Annotated in this window: 19 protein-coding genes; 9 read left to right on the top strand and 10 right to left on the bottom strand. The window is 68.5% G+C overall.

Translation table 11 applies throughout. The features are described from left to right. Nucleotides 1–132 precede the first annotated feature (132 nt). The 3 genes from FHW85_RS07945 (at nucleotide 133) to FHW85_RS07935 (ending at nucleotide 3,027) form a co-directional block, all read left to right on the top strand. Complete coding sequence (locus FHW85_RS07945; RefSeq protein ID WP_167256661.1) at nucleotides 133–561, top strand: PepSY domain-containing protein; 429 nt, start codon at nucleotides 133–135, stop codon at nucleotides 559–561. A 376-nt stretch (nucleotides 562–937) separates the two neighbouring features. Further along, nucleotides 938–2,590 carry a M28 family metallopeptidase gene (locus tag FHW85_RS07940; protein WP_168647900.1) on the top strand — a complete coding sequence of 551 codons (1,653 nt, stop codon included), beginning with the start codon at nucleotides 938–940 and terminating at the stop codon, nucleotides 2,588–2,590. Between the two features lie 173 nt (nucleotides 2,591–2,763). Further along, nucleotides 2,764–3,027, top strand: coding sequence for a hypothetical protein (locus FHW85_RS07935; RefSeq protein ID WP_168647899.1), 264 nt, complete (start codon nucleotides 2,764–2,766; stop codon nucleotides 3,025–3,027). Between the two features lie 87 nt (nucleotides 3,028–3,114). Here the strand turns inward: FHW85_RS07935 and ybaL are convergent, their stop codons facing one another. The 3 genes from ybaL to FHW85_RS07920 all read right to left on the bottom strand — a co-directional run bounded on the left by ybaL (nucleotide 3,115) and on the right by FHW85_RS07920 (nucleotide 7,345). Continuing rightward, nucleotides 3,115–4,773 carry a YbaL family putative K(+) efflux transporter gene (ybaL, locus tag FHW85_RS07930; RefSeq protein WP_168647898.1) on the bottom strand — a complete coding sequence of 553 codons (1,659 nt, stop codon included), beginning with the start codon at nucleotides 4,771–4,773 and terminating at the stop codon, nucleotides 3,115–3,117. A gap of 323 nt (nucleotides 4,774–5,096) precedes the next feature. Beyond that, nucleotides 5,097–6,908, bottom strand: coding sequence for a DNA helicase RecQ (recQ, locus tag FHW85_RS07925; protein WP_167256657.1), 1,812 nt, complete (start codon nucleotides 6,906–6,908; stop codon nucleotides 5,097–5,099). Nucleotides 6,909–7,003: 95 nt separating this feature from the next. Next, nucleotides 7,004–7,345, bottom strand: a complete 342-nt coding sequence (locus FHW85_RS07920; protein WP_167256656.1) for an MGMT family protein — start codon at nucleotides 7,343–7,345, stop codon at nucleotides 7,004–7,006. A gap of 111 nt (nucleotides 7,346–7,456) precedes the next feature. Here FHW85_RS07920 and FHW85_RS07915 point away from each other — a divergent pair, with 111 nt between their 5' ends. Further along, nucleotides 7,457–7,861, top strand: a complete 405-nt coding sequence (locus FHW85_RS07915) for a hypothetical protein (RefSeq protein WP_167256655.1) — start codon at nucleotides 7,457–7,459, stop codon at nucleotides 7,859–7,861. Nucleotides 7,862–7,865: 4 nt separating this feature from the next. Here the strand turns inward: FHW85_RS07915 and FHW85_RS07910 are convergent, their stop codons facing one another. Continuing rightward, a complete protein-coding gene (locus tag FHW85_RS07910; protein WP_167256654.1) occupies nucleotides 7,866–8,984 on the bottom strand; it encodes an inorganic phosphate transporter in 1,119 nt (372 codons plus the stop codon). 10 nt (nucleotides 8,985–8,994) lie between these two features. Next, on the bottom strand, nucleotides 8,995–9,624 hold the full coding sequence (locus FHW85_RS07905; RefSeq protein ID WP_167256653.1) for a pit accessory protein: 630 nt from the start codon (nucleotides 9,622–9,624) through the stop codon (nucleotides 8,995–8,997). Nucleotides 9,625–9,778: 154 nt separating this feature from the next. On the opposite strand from FHW85_RS07905, the gene FHW85_RS07900 reads away from it, so the two are divergent. Continuing rightward, a complete protein-coding gene (locus FHW85_RS07900; protein WP_168647897.1) occupies nucleotides 9,779–11,101 on the top strand; it encodes a hemolysin family protein in 1,323 nt (440 codons plus the stop codon). Between the two features lie 99 nt (nucleotides 11,102–11,200). Here the strand turns inward: FHW85_RS07900 and FHW85_RS07895 are convergent, their stop codons facing one another. After that, on the bottom strand, nucleotides 11,201–11,989 hold the full coding sequence (locus tag FHW85_RS07895) for an RNA methyltransferase (protein ID WP_168647896.1): 789 nt from the start codon (nucleotides 11,987–11,989) through the stop codon (nucleotides 11,201–11,203). Between the two features lie 332 nt (nucleotides 11,990–12,321). Here FHW85_RS07895 and FHW85_RS07890 point away from each other — a divergent pair, with 332 nt between their 5' ends. After that, on the top strand, nucleotides 12,322–13,125 hold the full coding sequence (locus FHW85_RS07890; RefSeq protein ID WP_167256648.1) for an inositol monophosphatase family protein: 804 nt from the start codon (nucleotides 12,322–12,324) through the stop codon (nucleotides 13,123–13,125). 122 nt (nucleotides 13,126–13,247) lie between these two features. Here the strand turns inward: FHW85_RS07890 and hda are convergent, their stop codons facing one another. From hda to FHW85_RS07870, 4 genes are all read right to left on the bottom strand, one after another. Continuing rightward, on the bottom strand, nucleotides 13,248–13,943 hold the full coding sequence (hda, locus tag FHW85_RS07885) for a DnaA regulatory inactivator Hda (protein WP_168647895.1): 696 nt from the start codon (nucleotides 13,941–13,943) through the stop codon (nucleotides 13,248–13,250). Next, the gene (locus tag FHW85_RS07880) at nucleotides 13,940–15,115 is read right to left on the bottom strand and encodes an AI-2E family transporter (RefSeq protein WP_167256645.1); all 1,176 of its coding nucleotides are present in this window, start codon (nucleotides 15,113–15,115) and stop codon (nucleotides 13,940–13,942) included. The genes hda and FHW85_RS07880 overlap by 4 nt, the downstream gene beginning before the upstream one ends. Nucleotides 15,116–15,203: 88 nt before the next feature. Next, on the bottom strand, nucleotides 15,204–15,764 hold the full coding sequence (locus FHW85_RS07875) for a CDP-alcohol phosphatidyltransferase family protein (RefSeq protein ID WP_168647894.1): 561 nt from the start codon (nucleotides 15,762–15,764) through the stop codon (nucleotides 15,204–15,206). A gap of 25 nt (nucleotides 15,765–15,789) precedes the next feature. Further along, entirely contained in the window at nucleotides 15,790–16,767 is a 978-nt protein-coding gene (locus FHW85_RS07870; protein ID WP_167256641.1) for a DUF2066 domain-containing protein, read from the bottom strand. 94 nt (nucleotides 16,768–16,861) lie between these two features. Here FHW85_RS07870 and purM point away from each other — a divergent pair, with 94 nt between their 5' ends. The 3 genes from purM (at nucleotide 16,862) to FHW85_RS07855 (ending at nucleotide 19,403) form a co-directional block, all read left to right on the top strand. Next, entirely contained in the window at nucleotides 16,862–17,890 is a 1,029-nt protein-coding gene (gene purM / locus FHW85_RS07865; RefSeq protein WP_167256639.1) for a phosphoribosylformylglycinamidine cyclo-ligase, read from the top strand. A 75-nt stretch (nucleotides 17,891–17,965) separates the two neighbouring features. Continuing rightward, nucleotides 17,966–18,631 carry a phosphoribosylglycinamide formyltransferase gene (gene purN, locus FHW85_RS07860; protein ID WP_168647893.1) on the top strand — a complete coding sequence of 222 codons (666 nt, stop codon included), beginning with the start codon at nucleotides 17,966–17,968 and terminating at the stop codon, nucleotides 18,629–18,631. 58 nt (nucleotides 18,632–18,689) lie between these two features. Next, nucleotides 18,690–19,403, top strand: coding sequence for a DUF3108 domain-containing protein (locus FHW85_RS07855; RefSeq protein WP_167256635.1), 714 nt, complete (start codon nucleotides 18,690–18,692; stop codon nucleotides 19,401–19,403). Nucleotides 19,404–19,473 lie beyond the last annotated feature (70 nt).

Genomic DNA, 19,473 nt, shown 5'->3' with positions numbered 1-19,473 from the left:
CTAGCTATCCAAGCAGCGCGCTATTCAGCGCATCTTTCGCTTCGTGTACGCGGCGTCCTCGTTCACCCGAGGTTGCGTCCGCCGAAGGAAGACTCGACGGGCTCCATTCCCCACCGCAAAGAGGAGACGTCGATGAAGCTTCATCCTTCTTCATTGGCCACCGCACTGGCGCTCGCCGTAGCGCTGGCCGCTCCGCTCGCGATGGCGCAGGACGCGCTGACCGAACGGCAGGTGCACAACCAGCTCGAGCAGCAGGGCTACAAGAAGATCCACGATCTGAAATTCCGCGACGGCATGTGGCGGGCCCGCGCAAAAAGCGCGGACGGTCGCAGCGTCACCGTCAAGATCGATCCGCGCACCGGCGAGGCGTATCCCGACGAACAAGTCTCGCGCCTCAGCGAAACCGACGTGCGCGCCTCGCTCTCCACCGCCGGTTACACCCACGTGCACGATGTGGATTTCAAGGATGGCCTGTGGCGCGCCAAGGCGGAGAACCCCGCCGGCGCCGACGTAAAGCTGCAGATCGATCCGCATACGGGCAAGGTGATCGGTACCGACTGATCCCGCGCGAATCAACCTCCCGCATATGCAAAGCGCCGGTGGCTCACGCCCCGGCGCTTTGCATATCTGGATATCCATCCCCGAAAGCCGTTCGCGCGATGCGCCGGACGGCGAAATAAATAGGCGGCGTTCACGGCCATGTGGATTGCGTCGAGCCTGCTATCCCTAGCCCCCTGTCGACACGCCGCGGGAAGTCGAACACTTAGCTCCCCGGCGCGCATGGTAGGGAGCCTGTGCGCAGGCGTTCTGTGATGCAGTTCCATACGGCAGGAACTGTCTCTAGGACTCTTTGACATTATCTCGATCCAAAAAGAAACGGGACCGGCGCGCGTACCACGCTCTATGATTGAGTCCGTTTTCCCCACAGGTAACGCCCGTGAAACGACTCGCCCTTTCGCTACTCGCCCTGTCCATTTCCAGCGCCGTGCTGGCGGCCGAAGCGCCGAGCTTCGATCCGCATCGCCTCTCGGCCGACGTGAAGACGCTTTCTTCCGATGCGTTCGAAGGCCGCGGCCCCGCCACCGCCGGCGAGACCAAGACCGTCGATTACCTGATCGCCCAGTACAAGGCCGCCGGCCTGCAGCCGGGCGGCGACCTGAAGAACGGCAAGCGCGCCTGGACCCAGGCCGTGCCGCTGCTGCGCGCGGAGATCGCCGGCACGCCGGCGCTGTCGGTATCGGTCGACGGCAAGCCGCAGGCGCTGACCCAGGGCGAGCAGATCGCCGTGCGCGCCGCGATGGACGGTTCCAAACAGGTGGCGATCAAGGACGCCCCGCTGGTCTTCGTCGGCTACGGCGTGAAGGCGCCGGAGCGCCACTGGGACGACTTCAAGGGCGTGGACCTGCACGGCAAGATCGCCGTGGTGCTGATCAACGATCCGGATTTCGAGACCGGCCAGGGCGATTTCGGCGGCAAGGCCATGACCTACTACGGCCGCTGGACCTACAAGTACGAAGAAGCCGCACGCCAGGGCGCGGCCGGCGTGCTGATCGTGCACGAGACGGAGCCGGCGTCCTACGGCTGGAACACGGTGAAGAACTCCAACACCAATGCGATGTTCGACATCGTGCGCGACAAGCCGGCCGAGACGCATCCGCAGGTGGAAGCATGGATCCAGCGCGATTTCGCCGTGGATCTGTTCAAGCGCGCCGGCCTCGACTTCGATGTGCTGAAGAAGCAGGCGCAGACGCGCGAGTTCAAGCCGGTGACGCTGAAGGGCGAGAGCTTCTCCGCCAGCTACAAGGTGGACAGCAAGGTCATCACTTCGCACAACGTCGTCGGCCGCATCGACGGCGCCAAGCATCCGGACGAGACCGTGATCTACAGCGCGCACTGGGATCATCTGGGCGTCGGCGCACCCGATGCCAAGGGCGACAAGATCTACAATGGCGCAGTGGACAACGGCACCGGTACGGCGGCGCTGATCGAGCTGGCGCGCGCGTTCAAGAGCGCACCCAAGCCGGAGCGCTCCATCGTGTTCCTCAACGTCACCGCGGAAGAGAAAGGCCTGCTCGGCTCCGAGTACTACGCGGCCAATCCGCTTTACCCGCTGGGCAAGACGGTGGGCGTGATCAATCTCGACGCGCTCGACCCGCACGGTCCGGCGCGCAACTTCACCATTTCCGGCAGCGCCAGGCTGGATCTGCTGGACGACCTGATCGCCACCGCCAAGCGCTGGAACCTCAGCTACTCGCCGGACCCGAAGCCGGAAGCGGGCCACTTCTTCCGCTCCGATCATTTCTCCTTCGCCAAGCGCGGCGTGCCGGCGATCTCGTTCGGCTCGGGCAACGACTGGGTCGACGGCGGCCTGGCGGCAGGCAAGCAGGCCGAGGACGAATACACCGACAAGCACTACCACCAGCCCTCGGACGAGTGGGAGGCCGGCTGGTCGTTCACCGGCATGGCGCGCGACCTGCAGATCCTCTACACGCTGGGCAGCGAGCTGGCCAATTCGAACCAGTGGCCGGACTGGAGCAAGGACTCCGAGTTCCGCGCCGCCCGCGACAAGACCGCCGCCGACCGCAAGTAAGCGGCGCTCACCGCAGCACGCGAACGGCCCGCTTCGGCGGGCCGTTTGTTTTCCATCAGCGGATGAACGGAGATTTCACGAAGAGCCACAAAGCCGTCTTCGCCGAATCACGATCCGGTCATAGGCCGCGCGCACGCTATGCGGACACCGTCCCCCACGGCAAGAACCGCTTCATGCTGGCCCAATACGTATTCCCCGCGAAGGCAGGGCTGTTCCGCATCGTCCGCCACGGACGCCGCTGGCGCAGCATGTTCGACATGCAAGAGACCGGACGCTACGACAGCGCCGAGCAGGCACTGGCCGCGCTGCGCGAGGCGTGGCCGCAGGCGCGGCTGCCGGCATCGCTGGAAGAGTGGCGTTATCTGCGGCAGGCCGCGGCGATGACGCATGGGCGCGATCCGGATGAGCCGGGAGAGCGCTGGCGCATGACGGGCTGAACGCAACGTAGGTTGGGGTGAGCGCAGCGAACCCCAACTTGCAGCACGGCCGCGAGGTTCGTTGGGGTTCGCTGCGCTCACCCCAACCTACGCAGGCGCCAGACCTTCGGTCATCGCCCGCGCCAGCTCCCGTTCGCCCATCACCACCATATCCGCACCCTGCTTCTGCAGATGCTCGCGGCACTCCTCCGAATCCGCCCGCGCAATGATGCGCAGCCTTGGATTCAACTGCCGCGCCGCGCGCACCACCTCGCCGCTCTCGAACGCCTGCGGCAAGGTCACCAGCAGCGCCTTCGCTTCCGGCAGGTTGGCGGCGCCCAGCACTTCGTCGCTGGAGGCATTGCCCACCAGGGTCTCGATGCCCTGCTGCTGCAAGGTATCGACGTGGTCTTTTTCCTCTTCCAGCACCAGCAGCGGCAGGCCGGTGGCATGCACTGCTTCGCCCAGCAGCTGGCCGAGCTTGCCGTAGCCGGCCACCACCACGTGCCCGCTCAGCTCGGTCGGCTGCAGCGGCACGGCGGCGGTGCCGCCCTGCTCCGCCTCGGCGGCGGCCGCGCGCGCATCCATCCGCGCCTTGGCGCGATCGAGCAGCTTGAACAGCAGCGGATTGATCAGGATGGACAGGATCGCCGCGGCCAGCAGCACGTCCTGCGCTTCCTTGGTCACCAGGTTCTGCGCCACGCCCACGCCGATCAGGATGAAGGAGAACTCGCCGATCTGCGCCAGGCTGGTGGCGATGGTGAGCGCGGTGGTCATCGGCTTGCGGAAGGCCAGCACGATGCCCAGCGCCGCCACCGACTTGCCGATCACGATGATCGCCAGCGCGGCCAGCACCACTAGCGGCTCGGACAGCAGCACCTGGTAATTGAACAGCATGCCGATGGAAACGAAGAACAGCACGGCGAACGCATCGCGCAGCGGCAGGGTTTCCTCGGCGGCGTCGTGCGCGAGTTTCGACTCGCCCATCATCATGCCGGCGAAGAACGCGCCCAGCTCGAACGACACGCCGAACAGCCCCGCGGCGCCGAAGGCCACGCCCAGCGCGATCGCCAGCACGGCCAGGCGGAACAGTTCGCGCGAACCGGTCTGCGCGATCACCTGCAGCAGCCAGGGGATCAGCCGCTTGCCCACGATCAGCATCACCGCCACGAAGGCCACCACCTTGCCGATGGTGATGCCGACGGTCATGGCGATCTCGCCGAAGGACATCGACTGCCCGGCATTCAGCGACGCGCCGATGGCCGGCAGCAGCACCAGCGCCAGCACCATGGCGAGGTCCTCGACGATCAGCCAGCCCACCGCGATGCGCCCGCGCTCGGTCTCCATCAGCCGGCGCTCTTCCATCGCGCGCAGCAGCACCACGGTGCTGGCCACCGACAGCGCCAGGCCGAACACGAAGCTCTGCACCATCGGCCAGCCCAGCGCCCAGCCCAGCAGCATGCCCAGCACTGTGGCCACCGCCATCTGCCCGAGCGCGCCGGGGATGGCGATGGATTTGACCGAGAGCAGATCCTTCAGCGAGAAGTGCAGGCCGACGCCGAACATCAGCAGCACCACGCCGATCTCCGCCAGCTGGTGCGCCAGATGGCCGTCGGCGACGAAGCCCGGGGTGAACGGTCCGCACACCACGCCGGCGAGCAGATAGCCGGCCAGCGGCGGCAGGCGCAGGCGGTGCGCGATGGCGGCGAAGAAGAAGGCGAGCACGATGCCGCCGACGATGGTGCCGATAAGAGGGGCGTCATGCATGGCGGCGGTCCTTCCGGTGATGAGCGGGTACCCGGGCGCTGAGGGAGCGCGGGGGCGCCGTGGTGGACAAGCAGGCTCGTCGTGGCGCGTCTAGGTGTTGTAAGGGCTTGGGGCGTGCGGCACAAGCGCGAAGGCGCATTTTCGGCCTTTCCTCAACCTCCACTCTCGTCATCCCGGCGCAGGCCGGGATCCAGTGGCGATATCACTCGATGGTCGCCGCAGGCTCCGCTGGTGATGCCGGCTGGCTTCCCGCGTTCCATGAGCGCTGTCGCCACTGGATCCCGGCCTACGCCGGGATGACGAGCAAGAGCCGCACGTCGACATCACTCCTGCGCGTTGATCACCGCCAGGAAATCCCGCCCGTACCGCTCCAGCTTCGCCTTGCCCACGCCGCTGATCGAGCCCATCTCCGCCTCGTTCGCCGGCAGCTCGCGCAGCATCGCGAGCAAGGTGGCGTCGTGGAAGATCACATAAGCCGGCACGCCATGCTGCTTCGCGAGTTTCGCGCGCAGGGCGCGCAGCGCATCCCACATGGGCTGCTCGTAGGCTTCGATGCCCAGGCTGCTGCCGGTGACCAGCTGGCTGTCGCGGCGGCGGCGCGAGCGGCGTTCCGGCCGCGTGTCCTCGCGCAGCAGCACTTCGCGGTTGCCGGTCAGCACCTCGCGGCTGCTGCGGGTGAGGCGCAGCGTGCCGTACTCGCCTTCCGCTTCCAGCAGCCCCGCGGCGAGCAGCTGGCGGAATACCGAACGCCATTGTTTTTCGTCCATGTCGGCGCCGATGCCGAAGGTGCTCAGGTGATCGTGGCGCAGCTGGCTCATGCGCTCGCTGTCCACACCGCGCAGGATGTCGATCACGTGGCCGGAGCCGAAGCGCTGTCCGCTGCGGTACACCGCCGACAGCGCCTTCTGCGCGGGTACGGTGGCGTCCCAGGTTTTCGGCGGCTCCAGGCAGTTGTCGCAGTTGCCGCAGGGGCCCGCATAGGTCTCGCCGAACGCGCCGAGCAGGCGCACGCGGCGGCATTCGGTGGCTTCGGCATAGGCGAGCAGCGATTCCAGCTTCTGCCGCTCCACGCGCTTGCGCTCGTCGGCGGATTCGGACTGGGCGATCATCTGGCTCATTGTCACCACGTCGGACAGGCCGTAGATCATCCAGGCCTCGGCCGGCAGGCTGTCGCGTCCCGCGCGGCCGGTCTCCTGGTAATAGCCTTCCATGCTGCGCGGCAGGTCCAGGTGCGCGACGAAGCGCACGTCCGGCTTATCGATGCCCATGCCGAAGGCCACCGTGGCCACCATCACCACGCCGTCCTCGCGCAGGAAGCGCTGCTGGTTCGCCGCGCGCGTGGCCGCGTCCAGCCCGGCGTGATAAGGCAGCGCGGCAATGCCGGCCTCGGCCAACCACTGCGCGGTTTCGTCGACCTTGCGGCGACTGAGGCAATACACGATGCCGGCTTCGCCACGATGGCCCTCGAGAAAATCCGTGAGCTGGCGCTTCGCGTTGTGGCGCAGGGCCACGCGGTAGCGGATGTTGGGGCGGTCGAAGCTGGACAGGAACTGGCGCGCGTCCTGCAGCGCCAGGCGCTCGACGATCTCCTCGCGCGTGCGCGGGTCGGCGGTGGCGGTGAGCGCGATGCGCGGCACCTGCGCAAAGCGCTGGTGCAACACCGCCAGCTCGCGGTACTCGGGACGGAAATCGTGGCCCCACTGCGATACGCAGTGCGCTTCGTCGATGGCGAACAGCGCCACCTCGGTGCGTTCCAGCAGGCCGAGGAAGCGCGGCGTGAGCAGGCGCTCCGGCGCCACGTAGAGCAAATTCAGCTCGCCGGCCAGCAGCTGCCGCTCCACTTCGCGCTGGTCCTCGGCGGACAGGCTGGAGTTGAGATAGGCAGCGGCGACGCCGGCCTCGCGCAACGCGTCGACCTGGTCCTGCATCAGCGCGATCAGCGGCGACACCACGATGCCCGTGCCCTGCCGCAGCAGGGCGGGAATCTGGTAGCACAGCGACTTGCCGCCGCCGGTCGGCATCAGCACCAGGGCGTCGCCGCCCTCCGCCACCTGCTCGACGATGGCTTGCTGCTGGCCGCGGAAGCTGGTGTAGCCGAAGACGCTGTGAAGAATGTCGAGGGGAGAGGAAGACATTCCCCGAATGCTAGCAAATGCGGCCCGCGGCGCCCCGGGCGTGCGGCGCTTCATCGTGTAGGCGAGCTCCGATTTCGCGGTCGGCGCGGCGAGCGTCAATCGCCCGGCATGCCCCACAGCGCGCGGTCAATATCCGCATCCAGCCCGAAGCGCGACAGCGGCACCTTGCCGTTCTTCACTTCCACGCCCTCGGCGCGCAGGCGCCTGGACTGCTCGCGAAACCCGCGGCTGCCCGGCGGAAACGCAATCTGCCCGCTGGAACGCAGCACGCGGAACCACGGCAGTTCCATGCCATCGGGCACCTCGCCCAGCACACGCCCGACCAGGCGGGCGCGCCCGGGCAGGCCGGCGCGGGCGGCGATGGCGCCGTAGCTGGCGACGCGGCCCGGGGGAATGGCGGCGATGGCGGCGAAAATGCGGGCGTGCTGTTCGTTCATGGCGTGTCCGGGGTGAGACGGCATGAAGGCCTATAGCGGTAAGTCTTAGCGCGCGCCGTCATAAAGTCGTGGCAGAGTAGCGGAACCCGTTCTGCTGCCGGGAGCCGCCTCATGCATCACTTCGAAGCCGTGCGTTCCCATATCGGCGCAAAGCACGAGCTGCGCCACAACGGGCCCTACCTGATCAGCTTCGACCTGCCGCTGCCGCGCGGGCGGCACCAGGGCATCTACCTGGCCGAGCTGGAAGACGAAGCCGGCCGCCGCTTCCTGCGCGTCTCCACCCCGATCGGCCCGCTGGCCGGCGCCGACGCGCGCCGCTGCCTGCGCTTCAATTGGGAGCAGCGCGTGGGTTTCCTCGCCGTGGCCGACCTGGACGGCTCGCCCTTCCTGCACCTGTGCGAGAACCGCCCCTACGAGCTGCTCTCGATCGAAGAACTGCAGCGGGTGATCCACGAGCTGGGCGAACTGGGCGACGAGCTGGAACAAGTCGTCGCCGACGGCGGCGACGACTTCTGAGCTCTTAAGACAGCGCCTGCGCCAACCGCACCGCGCCGTAGGCCAGCAGCGCCGTGACCGGCAGGGTGAGGATCCACGCCCACACCATCCGCTCCACCACCGACCAGCGGATCGCATTCCAGCGCTTGGCAGCGCCCACGCCCATGATCGAAGCCGACACGTTGTGCGTGGTCGACACCGGCACGCCCAGCGCCGAGGCGGTGAGGATCACCGCGGCCGAGCTGCCTTCGGCGGCGAAGCCATTGATGGGATGCAGCTTCACCATCTTGTGGCCCAGCGTCTTGATGATGCGCCAGCCGCCGCCGGCGGTGCCGCCGGCCATGGTCAGCGCGCACACAACCGCCACCCACGCCGGCACGTCGAAGCCGCCGTCGGCCGAGCCATGGATGCGCAGGAAACCCAGCCACGACGGCAGGCTGTCGAACTGGCCCGCGGCGGTGGCGCCGGCCAGGGCCAGGGCGATGATGCCCATGCTCTTCTGCGCGTCGTTCATGCCATGGGCCAGGCCCATGGCGCTGGCCGAGACGATCTGCGCCTTGCCGAAGAAGCTGTTGACGAAGGGCGTGCGGCCGAGCCGGCGCAGCGGGCCGCTCTGGCTGGAGAACCAGCCGAGCAGCGCATACAGCGCGCCCATCAGCAGGAAGCCCATGACGAAGCCCAGCAGCGGCGACACCACCATCGGCACCACCACCTTGGGGATCACGCCCTTGCCCTGCCACCAGTGATCGCCGCCCTGCGACCAGATGATGGCGGCGAAGTTGTCGCCCGAGGCCGCGATCGCCGCGCCCACCAGGGCGCCGACCAGGGCATGGCTGGAACTGGACGGCAGGCCCAGCCACCAGGTCAGCAGGTTCCACACCGTGGCTGCGCCCAGCGCGCAGATCAGCAGCTGGGAACCAGCCGCCACCACGTGGGTGTCGATCAGGCCGGCGGCGATCGTCTTGGCCACCGCGGTGCCCCACAGCGCGCCGATCAGGTTGGTGATGGCGGCCAGGATCACCGCCTGGCCCGGCGTCAGCACCTTGGTCGCCACCACCGTGGCGATGGAGTTGGCGGTGTCGTGAAAACCGTTGATGTAGGTGAAGACCAGTGCGATCAGCACCACCGCGAAGACCATGCTCATCGCGGGCGCCTCAGGAGTTCTTGAGCACGATGGAATACACGATGTTGCCGACGTCGCGGCACTTGTCGATGGCTTTCTCGATCAGCTCGAACAGGTCCTTGGCCAGCATGGCGCGCATGGCGTCGCTGCCTTCCACGTACAGCGTGCGGTACGGCGCCAGCAGCATGCGGTCGCCTTCGGATTCCAGCGTCTGCAGGCGGTCCTGCAGCTTCTTCACCGGGTCGATGCGCAGGCCGCGGCGCAGCTCGCCGATCATTTCCGACACCACCGCGCTGGCCTGCTCCAGCACCTGGGCGCGCTGGGCGAAGTCCACGTCGGACAGGCGCGCGGCGACGATCTCGTAGCGCTCGGCGAACTTCTCCACCGTCTTGGGGATCTTGTACAGCGCCGAGTTCAGCGCCTCGATGTCCTCGCGGTCCAGCGCGGTGACGAAGGTGTTGACCAGTTCCTCGCTGATCTGCGCGGCCAGTGCTTTCTCCCGCGCCCGGGCCGAGGCGAAGGCGGCCATCACCGGGGCGCGGTCGCTATGGGTCACCAGCTCGTGCAGGGCGCGGGCGCTTTCCCGCACCGCCTCCGCGCTTTGCTCGAGCAGGCCGTAGAACTTGTCGCCTTTGCCGAAGATCGTCTGCAGTGAAAACATGCGCGGAATGCCTGGAAGCCGATGGGAAGAAAGGAAAATTGACGGATATGTTACAGGACAGGCTTAAGCCCCGGCAGCAAGCCCCCGCTGCCGGCCCCGCCCCCGCAGGCCTTACACTCCCGGCCATGCCCCGACCCGCTACCGCTTCCCCCCGATGCTGACCGAGATCGCGACCGTCTTCGTGCTCGCGCTGGCCAACGGCTTCTTCGCCCTCTCGGAAATGGCCCTGGTCGCCTCCCGCAAGAGCCGCCTCAAGCAGATGGCCAAGACCAGCCGGCGCGCCCGCGTCGCGCTGCGCCATGCCGAGGCGCCCGAGCATTTCCTGTCCACCGTGCAGGTGGGCATGACCCTGGTGATCCTGGTCACCGGCGCCATCGCCGGCGACGCCCTGGGCGACCACATCGCCGAGGCCATCCACGGCGGCCGGGCGGCCTGGCTGGAGCCGTACGCCAAGGTGATCGGCCTGGTGCTGGGCTTCGCCCTGATCTCCTTCATCCAGATCGTGATCGGCGAACTGGTGCCCAAGCGCCTGGCGCTGTCGGCGCCGGAGAAGGTCTCCGGCTTCGTCGCCATGCCGATGCTGGTGCTGTCGCGCATCGCCGCGCCGTTCGTGTGGCTGCTGAATTTCTCCAGCAGCCAGCTGCTGCGCCTGCTGCGCGTGGCCAAGCGCGGCAGCGATGCGGTGACGGAAGAGGAAATCCGCCTGCTGGTGGCCGAAAGCGCCGAGCAGGGCGTGCTGGACGCCGACGAGCACAACATGGTCAACCGCGTGCTGCGCCTGGGCGACCGCACGGTGGACAGCGTGATGACCCCGCGCACCCGCATCGCCTGGCTGGACGTGGCCGCCACGCCGGAAGAGAACGACGAAGTGCTGCGCGACACGCCGTATTCGCGCTATCCGGTCTACCGCGCCGACGAAAGCGACGTGGTCGGCGTGGTCGAGGTGAAGCACCTGCTGCGCAATTTCCGCCACGGCTCGCCGGACCTGTTCGGCCGCATGGCCAAGCCGCTGTTCGTGCCGGCCACGGCGCGCGCGCTGGACCTGCTGGAAGAATTCCGCGACGCCGAAACCCAGCTGGCCCTGGTGGTGGACGAATACGGCGACATCGAAGGCCTGGTCACCCTCAACGACCTGCTCTCGGCCGTGGTCGGCGCCAGCCAGCGCGGCAGCCAAGGCGGCGAGGAAACCGCGCCGATCGTGCCGCGCGAGGACGGCAGCTGGCTGGTCGACGGCTCGATCTCCACCGACGACCTGCGCGAACTGCTGCACGTGGACCACCTGCCCGGCGAGCAGGAACACGAATACCGCACCGCCGCCGGCATGGTGATGGCCGTGCTCGGCCATATCCCGCAGACCGGCGAGGTGTTCGCCTGGCAGGGCATCCGCTTCGAAGTGGTGGACCTGGACGGGGCACGCATCGACAAGCTGCTGATCACGCCGGCGCGGCCGATCGAAATGGCCGAAGACGAGCAGTAGCTCAGGGGCGGGGAACGGGGAACTTGCGAGGTCCCGCAACTTTGCGGCGTTTTGTTCTTGTGAATGCCTAGGTGACGCAAGATCTGGCTTGTATCGAGGTCAATGCTCCCCGTTCCCTTTTCCCTGTTCCCCGGCTTGCTTCGCAAGCCCAGCCATCCGCTGCGCGTCGGCGAAGATGCCGTGCAGGATGCGCAGCTCGCGCTCGTCCATCTGCGCGCGCTGGAACAGCTTGCGCAGCCTCAGCATGATCGTGGTCGGCGCGCGGCCCTTGTGGAAGTCGATGTCGTCCAGCGTCTCGGCGAGGTGCTCGTAGAAGCGCTCCATGCGCGCCGCATCGGCCGGCGGCTCGGCGTCGTCGCGCACCGGCGCCGCCGGCACCTCGCCGCCGAGCAGGGCCACGCGCAGTTCATAGGCCATCACCTGCACCGCCTGCGACAGATTCAAGGAGCTGAAATCGTCCACGCTGGGAATGCGCACCATCGCGTGGCAGCGCGCCAGCTCCTCGTTCTCCAGGCCGGTGCGCTCGTTGCCGAACACCAGCGCCACCTGCTCGCCGCGGCTGGCGGCGGCCAGCACTCGCGTGGCGGCTTCGCGCGGGGAGAGTTCTTCCAGGTCCACGCCGCGCCGGCGCGCCGACAGGCCCAGGGCCAGACTGCAGCCGGCCAGGCCGTCGACCAGGCCTTCGTGCACGCCGGCTTCGGCCAGCACCTCGTCCGCGCCGGCGGCCAGGGCCGAGGCCTCGGCATGGGGAAAGCGGTGCGGGGCGACCAGGGTCATGCGGCCGAAGCCCATGGTGCGCATGGCCCGCGCCGAGCTGCCGATGTTCCCCGGGTGCGAGGTGCGCACCAGGACGAAGCGGACGAGGGAGGCGAGGTCGGTAGGCGGCATGGGAGGGCGGTGGACGGAGAAGGGGCGCAAGGATAGCGGGAACGGGGAACAGGCAGCAGGGAATGGGGAACGGGGAATATGTAGAGCGGTAGCCATGGATGTGTCTTGCTTCGTGGCATGCGGTCAGAGCGTTGCATTCAGGGCGATTTGCCAGACTCTCAAGTTCCCCGTTCCCCGTTCCCCGTTCCCCGTTCCCCGTTCCCCGTTCCCCGTTCCCCGTTCCCCGTTCCCCGTTCCCCGTTCCCCGTTCCCCGTTCCCTGCTGCCTGTTCCCCGTTCCCCCTCCCTGCTAAACTCCGCGGCCGCTCCCCGTTCTTTCGAAAAGCCGAAGCCATGCCCAGACCCGCCGTCAACGTCGCGGTGCGCGCCGCTCGCGCCGCTGGAAACGTGATCCTGCGCTATATGAACCGCATCGACGGTCTCAATATCGTGGAAAAACAACGCATGGACTTCGCCTCGGAAGTCGACCGCCTGGCCGAAGCCGAGATCGTCAAGGAACTGCGCCGCGCCTACCCGAGCCACGCCATCCTCGCCGAGGAAAGCGGCCAGATGGGCAAGGGCCCGCTGACCTGGGTGATCGACCCGCTCGACGGCACCCACAACTATCTGCGCGGCATCCCGCATTTCTCCGTGTCCATCGCCCTGCTGGAAAAGGGCGAGCCGGTCTACGGCGTGGTGTTCGATCCGCTGCGCGGCGAGCTGTTCACCGCCAGCAAGGGCGACGGCGCCTACCTCAACGACCGCCGCATCCGCGTCAGCCGCCGCGAGGACCTGGGCGGCGCGATGATCGCCACCGGCTACCCCTACCGCCAGCGCCAGCATCTGGAAGCGCAGCTCAACATGACGCGCGTGCTGCTGGGCCAGGCCGAGGACATCCGCCGCTCCGGCTCGGCCGCGCTGGACCTGGCCTACGTGGCCGCCGGCCGCTACGACGGCTATTTCGAGATCGGCCTGAAGCCGTGGGACATGGCCGCCGGCGTGCTGCTGGTGCGCGAGGCGGGCGGCCGCTACGGCGATTTCGCCGGCCGCGACGGCATCCCGGCCAGCGGCAACATCATCGCCGGCAACCTGCACGTGGTGCAGGCGATGACCGAGATCATCGGCGCGCAGTCGACGCCGGGCCTGCTGAAAGCGTAGGCGTAGGTTGGGGTGAGCCGAAGGCGAACCCCAACATCGTCACGTCCAAACGCACCGCAATGTTGGGGTTCGCCTGCGGCTCACCCCAACCTACGCCGATGGGTTTACGCGATCGGTACGGATCAGCCCTGATCCTTGAGGAAGCCGCGCAGGAACGGCACGGTGATGCGCCGCTGCGCGGCGAGCGAGGCCTTGTCGAGCTTGTCGAGCAGGTCCAGCAGCGCGCCCAGGTCGCGCGCGTAACGGGCGAACAGCCAGTCCAGCACGGTGTCGTCCAGCTCGATGCCGCGGCCGGCGGCCTGGCCCTTCAGCACGGCGCGGCGCTCGGCGTCATCCAACGGCTTCAGCACCGCCTGCTGGCAGGCGCCCAGGCGCGAGCGCAGGTCCGGCAGGCCCAGGCCGAGCTGGGCGGGAATCGCTTCGGCGGCGAACAGCATGGCCAGGCCTTCGGCGCGGGCCTGGTTGTAGACGTCGAACAGCGCGTGCTCGGCCTCGCGGTCGCCGGCGATGGCGCCGAGGTCGTCCAGCGCCAGCAGCTCGCTGCCGGCCACGCCGCGGATCGCCGCGGCGTGCTGGCCGATCGTGGCCAATGGCAGGTACTGCACGGTGCGGCCGGCTTCGCTCGCCGCCTGGCAGGCGGCCATCAGCAGGTGGCTCTTGCCGCTGCCGGCGGAGCCGCCGAGGTAGAGCCAGGGTGTGCGCGGCGTCATCGCCAGTTCGCGTACGGCAGCGACGGTGGCTGCGTTGGAACCGTCATGGAAATGCTCGAAGCGCTGGCGCCGCGGCCAGCGCAGCGCAAGAGGCAGCTGCGGGATCATGCTTGCGGGTCGTCCCGATCCTTCCGGGTGTGTTCTTTCACATCCACCTCGATGCCGTCCTCGCTCTGCTCTACCGCCACTTCCATCTCCGCGATCACCGGGTCCTGCCGCCCTTCCTCCGTATACAGTCCGCTATGCCGGTATCGCTGGCTGAGATAGCGCAGCACCACCAGGATCACGGACGCCGCCGGCAGCGCCAGCAGGATGCCGAGGAAGCCGAACAGATAGCCGCCGGCCAGCACCGCGAAGATCACCGCCACCGGATGCAGGCCGATCTTCTCGCCGACCAGGCGCGGCACCAGCACATAGCCTTCCAGCAGCTGGCCGATCACGAACACCACCACCACCAGCGACACGTGGGTCCAGTCGCCGTACTGCACCAGCACCGCGATCAGCGCCGAGCCGAAGCCGACGATGAAACCCAGGTAGGGCACGAAGCTGAGCAGGCCGGCGACCATGCCGATCAGCGGCCCCACCGACAAGCCGAGCAGTGACAGGCCCGCGCCGTAGAAGATGCCCAGCGCCAGCATCACCAGCAGCTGGCCACGCACGAAGGCGCCCAGCACCAGGTCCGATTCGCGCGCCAGGTGGGCGATGGTCGGCTCGATCGAGCGCGGCAGCATGTCGTCGACCCACGCCACCAGGCGGTCCCAGTCGCGCAGCAGGTAGAACGCCACCACCGGGATCAGCACCAGGTTGGTCATCCAGGCGATCACGCCCAGGCCCGAGCGGGTGACCTTGCCCAGCACGGTGGATACGACGCCGCCGAGCGAGCCCAGGTGGTCCTTGAGCTCGGCGATCAGGCGGTCGGTGTCGAAGGCGTTCGGGTCCAACCGCAGCTTGGCCTGCAGCCAGGGCAGCGCGGTGGTGCGCACCCAGTCCACGTAATGCGGCAGGCTCTGCACCAGGTTCTCGACCTGGCGCGAGATCAGCGGGATCAGCAGCAGCAGCGCGCCCACCGTCACCAGCAGCAGCACGAAGAACACCACGCTCACCGCCACCGTGCGGCCCATGCCCAGCCGCTCCAGGCGGTCGGCCAGCGGGTCGCCGAGATAGGCGAACATGCCGGCCACGGCGAACGGCATCAGCACCGGCGCCAGCAGCCAGAGCAGGTAGAGGATCACTGCGGTGATCGCCAGCATCTGCCAGCGGCGGGAAATGTCTTGGGTCATTCGTCGCGGCTCGTCGTGGGAGGTGGCGAGGGCGGCTTGCCAGGCGGCATGGCCTCACGCGCAAGTGTGACTGATGCGCGCGGCGCTGTCAGCGCAGTGCCGCGCGGGCCCGGCGCGACCAGCGCCAGACGTAGTCCGCGCCACTGGCCAGGCACAGCGCGGCGACCAGCCAGGCCAGCGGGTTCATCGCCGCCAGCCGCCAGCCGGCGCTCCCGGCCAGGATGCCCAGCAGATAGACGATCTGCAGCAGGGTGCAGGCCTTGGAGACCAGGCTGGGCTCCGGCTGCAGCGGGCCGATCAGCAACCGCCAGGCCAGCGCGCCGGTGGCGATCACCGCGTCGCGCACGCATACCAGGGCCGCCAGCCACCACGGCGCGAGGCCGGTCAGCGCCAGCAGTACGAAACAGGTGACCAGCAGCAGCTTGTCCGCCGCCGCATCGAGGATGCCGCCGAGCCGGCTCTGCCAGCCGCAGCGCCGCGCCAGGAAACCGTCCAGGCCGTCGGTGAAGCCGGCCAGCGCGACCAGGCCCAGGGCCAGGCGCGGCTCGCGCGCCAGGATGGCCCAGCCGATCGGCGGGACCAGCAGGATGCGCAGCAGCGTGATCGCGTTGGGCAGGTGGCGCCAGGGTGAGAGCGGCCCGCCAGGCATCGCCGCGCTCCCTGCCGCCGGAGACTCAGTGCACCCAGCGCAGGCTGGCGTCGGCGCCGCTGTGGGCGTCCGCTTCGAGCAGGCGGCCGCCAGCGGTCAGGCTGCCGGCCATCACGTTGAGCGGCAGGCCGGTCTTCACGGCGAACAGGATGCCGTCGTTCTGCGCGCTCAGCGTCACCACCTCGCGCACCATCGGGTCGGCGCGCAGCGTCGCCAGCAGGTTGGCGTAGTCCAGCGCGGAAGCCACGCCGCTCACCCACAGCTTGCCCGCGACATTGCCGGAGCCGATCACGTTGAGCTGCTTGCCCAGGCGGTCGGACAGCGCGTTGCCGGCGTCGACCAGGGTCTGCTGAGTGGGTGCGCCGGTGCTGTTCCACTTCTGCTGCGGGCCGCCGGAAACCAGGTTCCAGTCCGCGCCGTCGGCGCGCAGCTGGCCGAGCAGGACCAGGCCGGTCTTGTACTGGCGGGCCAGGCCGAAGATCTGGTCGGGCTCCGCGCTGGCCACCGAGGGAGCGTCCGCGCTCTTGCCGGGGTCGGCCAGCACCACGTTGTAGCCGCGCTGAGCCACGGCCTGGGACAGCGGCGCCAGGGCGTCCTTGTCCATCACGTTGCCGCTGGCGTCGCGCACCAGCAGCAGCACCGGCGGCTTGCCGGTGGTGCCGGCCACGCCCATCTGCGAGACCGCCCGCTGCACCGCGCCGGAGTCGAAGCTGACCTGCAGCGCCAGCCCGCCGGCGGCGCGCTGGTACTGGTACTGCTGCACGATGCCGGAGGCCGATTTCAGGGTGTCGTCGTAGCCGGGCTTGCCGCGCAGGTCCTGGCCGCCGGCGGTGCGCGCCAGCACCTGGCTGAGCGCCACGCCGAAAGCCTCGTCGCGCTTGGCCTCGCTGGTGTCGGCGACCGGCACGGTGACGGTATAGGGCGAGACCTGGCCCTGGGCGTGCGCCGCGGGAAGCAGGAAGGCCAGCAGAAGGCCGACGAACAGCAGGCGTGACAGGCGCATAAGCTCGGAAGGCTGGCGGGGAAAACGCTCCGCAGTCTGCCCAATCCGGCCCCCAGCGTCTATCATTGGGCGTTTCTCCACGCCGGTTCCTGCCATGTCCGACGCACTCACCTACCGCGCCGCCGGTGTCGATATCGACGCGGGCAATGCCGTGGTCGAACGCATCAAGCCCCTGGTCAAGCGCACCTTCCGCCCCGAAGTGATGGGCGGCCTGGGCGGCTTCGGCGGCCTGTTCGACCTGGCCGGGCGCTACAAGGAGCCGGTGCTGGTGTCCGGCACCGACGGCGTCGGCACCAAGCTCAAGCTCGCCCAGCAGCTGGGCCGCCACGACACCATCGGCATCGACCTGGTCGGCATGTGCGTCAACGACGTGCTGGTGCAGGGCGCGGAGCCGCTGTTCTTCCTGGACTACTTCGCCACCGGCAAGCTCGATGTCGACACCACGGTGGCCGTGGTCGGCGGCATCGCCAAGGGCTGCGAACTGGCCGGCTGCGCGCTGATCGGCGGCGAAACCGCCGAAATGCCCGACATGTACCCGCCGGGCGAATACGACCTGGCCGGCTTCACCGTCGGCGCGGTGGAGAAATCCGCCCTGCTCAGCGGCGAGGCTATCGTGGCCGGCGACGTGATCCTGGGCGTGGCCTCCTCCGGCCCGCATTCCAACGGCTATTCGCTGATCCGCAAGATCGTCGAGCGAGCCGGCAGCCCGCTGGAGCTGGACCTGGGCGGCGTCACGCTGGCCGACGCGCTGATGGCGCCGACCACGATCTACGTCAAGCCGATGCTGGAACTGCTCAAATCCGCGCCAGTGCATGGCATGGCCCACATCACGGGTGGCGGGCTGAAGGAAAACATCATCCGCGTGGTACCCGACGGCCTGGGCCTGGCGCTGGACGCCGCCGCCATCGTGCTGCCGCCGGTGTTCGACTGGCTGATGCGCGAAGGCAAGGTGGCGCGCGAGGAAATGTGGCGCACCTTCAACTGCGGCGTGGGCTTTACCGTGATCCTGCCGCGCGACGCCGTGGCCGCCGCCGCCGCGCTGCTGCACAAGCATGGCCTGGCCAGCTCGGTGATCGGCGAAGTGGTGCCGGCGCAGGGCGACGAGCGCGTGCACATCGGCTGAGCCGGTCCGCTCTTTTTCTCTTCCATCGCCGCGCGATCCCCTGCGATCGCGCGGCCTGAATACCCGGCCCCGCGCATGTCCTCTCCTCTTCGCATCGCCGTCCTCGCTTCCGGACGCGGCAGCAACCTGCAGGCCCTGATCGCCGCGCGCGACGCCGGCAAGCTGCCGGTGGAGTTCGTGCTGGTCGGCAGCGACAAGGCGCAGGCCGGCGCGCTGGAGCTGGCCGAGGCGGCGGGCATTCCGCGGCTGGTGCTGAATCCGAAGGCGTATCCGTCGCGCCGCGCGTTCGATCTGGACTTGTTCTCGCGCATCGAAGCCACGGGCGCCGACCTGCTGGTGCTGGCCGGCTACATGCGCATTCTCGACGGCGAGGCGCTGCACCCGTGGGTGGGGCGGATGATCAACATCCATCCCTCGCTGCTGCCGAAGTACCGCGGCCTGCATACGCATCGCCGCGCGCTGGAAGCGGGCGATGCGGAACACGGCGCCAGCGTGCATTACGTGACCGCGGAGCTGGATGGCGGGCCGGTGATCGCACAGGCGCGCATCGGCATCGAGGCCGGCGATCACGAAGACCTGCTGGCGCAGCGGCTGCTCGCCTATGAGCACCGGTTGCTGCCGGCGGTGGTGCGGATGATTGCCGCCGGGCGGCTGGCTTATGCGGCGCCGGATGGCGTGGCGCTGGATGGCGAGCGCTTGTCCTCGCCGCTGGAACTGCGCGGGGACGAGCTGGTCCGCTGACGCGGTCTTGATCGACGCCCAACGAGTCATTCAGCCGGCGCGCGTAGACTGCCCCGCCATGGCTACCCTCACCTCTCCCCGCAAGTTCCTGGCCGGTCTCGCGCTGGCCCTCTCCGCTTCCGCCGCGTTCGCCGCCACCACGCCCACGCCGTTCACCGCCACCTACCAGGTGCTGCAGGGCGACCAGGTGATCGGCGAAGCCACCATCAGCCTCAAGTCCACCGCGCTCGGCTGGGAATACAGCAACCAGACGCGCGGCACCGGCGGCCTGGCCGCGGCGCTGGGCGCCAGCTCCAGCGAGATCACACGCTTTCGCTGGAACAACAACGCGCCGGAAACCGTGGCCTACGACTACCGCATGAACGCGTCGATCAAGAGCAAGCAGCGCACCACCCGCGTGGACTGGAACAGCAAGCAGGTGAGCGTCGACGACGGCAAGGGCGCGGAAACCTACGCCGCCGCGCCGGGCATGGTCGACCGCAACACCGCGCCCTACGCCATCGGCCTGGCGCTGCACGACGGCAAGCAGGCGGTGACCCTGCCGGTGGCGGTGAAGCGCAACGTCGAGAACCAGCAGTTCAAGGTCGCCGGCAACGACGACGTGAAAGTGCCGGCCGGCAGCTTCAAGGCGCAGCGCGTGGAGCGCACCGACAAGGACCAGAGCTTCAGCGCCTGGTACGTGCCGCAGAAATACCTGGTGCCGGTGAAGCTGACCCAGAGCGACGGCGGCAATCTCACCCTGCAGCTGGTGAGCTACCAGGCCGGCCGATAAAAGCAGGCGATAAAAAAGGGAGCGCGCGGACAGCGCACTCCCTTCATGAAAAAAGCCGGCAGCGATGCCG

The organism is Dyella sp. SG609, assembly GCF_012275375.1.
In the GTDB taxonomy this organism is placed as follows: Bacteria; Pseudomonadota; Gammaproteobacteria; order Xanthomonadales; family Rhodanobacteraceae; genus Dyella_D; species Dyella_D marensis.
Note: the sequence above shows the minus strand (reverse complement) of the source record. Positions and strands in the feature narration are given on the sequence as shown.

Coding starts and splice junctions, on each gene's coding strand:
- FHW85_RS07935 (WP_168647899.1), top strand. CDS start 2,764: ATGCTGGCCCAATACGTATTCCCCGCGAAGGCAGGGCTGTTCCGCATC.
- FHW85_RS07920 (WP_167256656.1), bottom strand. CDS start 7,345: ATGAACGAACAGCACGCCCGCATTTTCGCCGCCATCGCCGCCATTCCC.
- FHW85_RS07880 (WP_167256645.1), bottom strand. CDS start 15,115: ATGACCCAAGACATTTCCCGCCGCTGGCAGATGCTGGCGATCACCGCA.
- FHW85_RS07915 (WP_167256655.1), top strand. CDS start 7,457: ATGCATCACTTCGAAGCCGTGCGTTCCCATATCGGCGCAAAGCACGAG.
- FHW85_RS07895 (WP_168647896.1), bottom strand. CDS start 11,989: ATGCCGCCTACCGACCTCGCCTCCCTCGTCCGCTTCGTCCTGGTGCGC.
- FHW85_RS07875 (WP_168647894.1), bottom strand. CDS start 15,764: ATGCCTGGCGGGCCGCTCTCACCCTGGCGCCACCTGCCCAACGCGATC.
- FHW85_RS07870 (WP_167256641.1), bottom strand. CDS start 16,767: ATGCGCCTGTCACGCCTGCTGTTCGTCGGCCTTCTGCTGGCCTTCCTG.
- FHW85_RS07900 (WP_168647897.1), top strand. CDS start 9,779: ATGCTGACCGAGATCGCGACCGTCTTCGTGCTCGCGCTGGCCAACGGC.
- ybaL (WP_168647898.1), bottom strand. CDS start 4,773: ATGCATGACGCCCCTCTTATCGGCACCATCGTCGGCGGCATCGTGCTC.
- purN (WP_168647893.1), top strand. CDS start 17,966: ATGTCCTCTCCTCTTCGCATCGCCGTCCTCGCTTCCGGACGCGGCAGC.
- purM (WP_167256639.1), top strand. CDS start 16,862: ATGTCCGACGCACTCACCTACCGCGCCGCCGGTGTCGATATCGACGCG.
- FHW85_RS07905 (WP_167256653.1), bottom strand. CDS start 9,624: ATGTTTTCACTGCAGACGATCTTCGGCAAAGGCGACAAGTTCTACGGC.
- FHW85_RS07945 (WP_167256661.1), top strand. CDS start 133: ATGAAGCTTCATCCTTCTTCATTGGCCACCGCACTGGCGCTCGCCGTA.
- FHW85_RS07910 (WP_167256654.1), bottom strand. CDS start 8,984: ATGAGCATGGTCTTCGCGGTGGTGCTGATCGCACTGGTCTTCACCTAC.
- hda (WP_168647895.1), bottom strand. CDS start 13,943: ATGATCCCGCAGCTGCCTCTTGCGCTGCGCTGGCCGCGGCGCCAGCGC.
- FHW85_RS07855 (WP_167256635.1), top strand. CDS start 18,690: ATGGCTACCCTCACCTCTCCCCGCAAGTTCCTGGCCGGTCTCGCGCTG.
- FHW85_RS07890 (WP_167256648.1), top strand. CDS start 12,322: ATGCCCAGACCCGCCGTCAACGTCGCGGTGCGCGCCGCTCGCGCCGCT.
- recQ (WP_167256657.1), bottom strand. CDS start 6,908: ATGTCTTCCTCTCCCCTCGACATTCTTCACAGCGTCTTCGGCTACACC.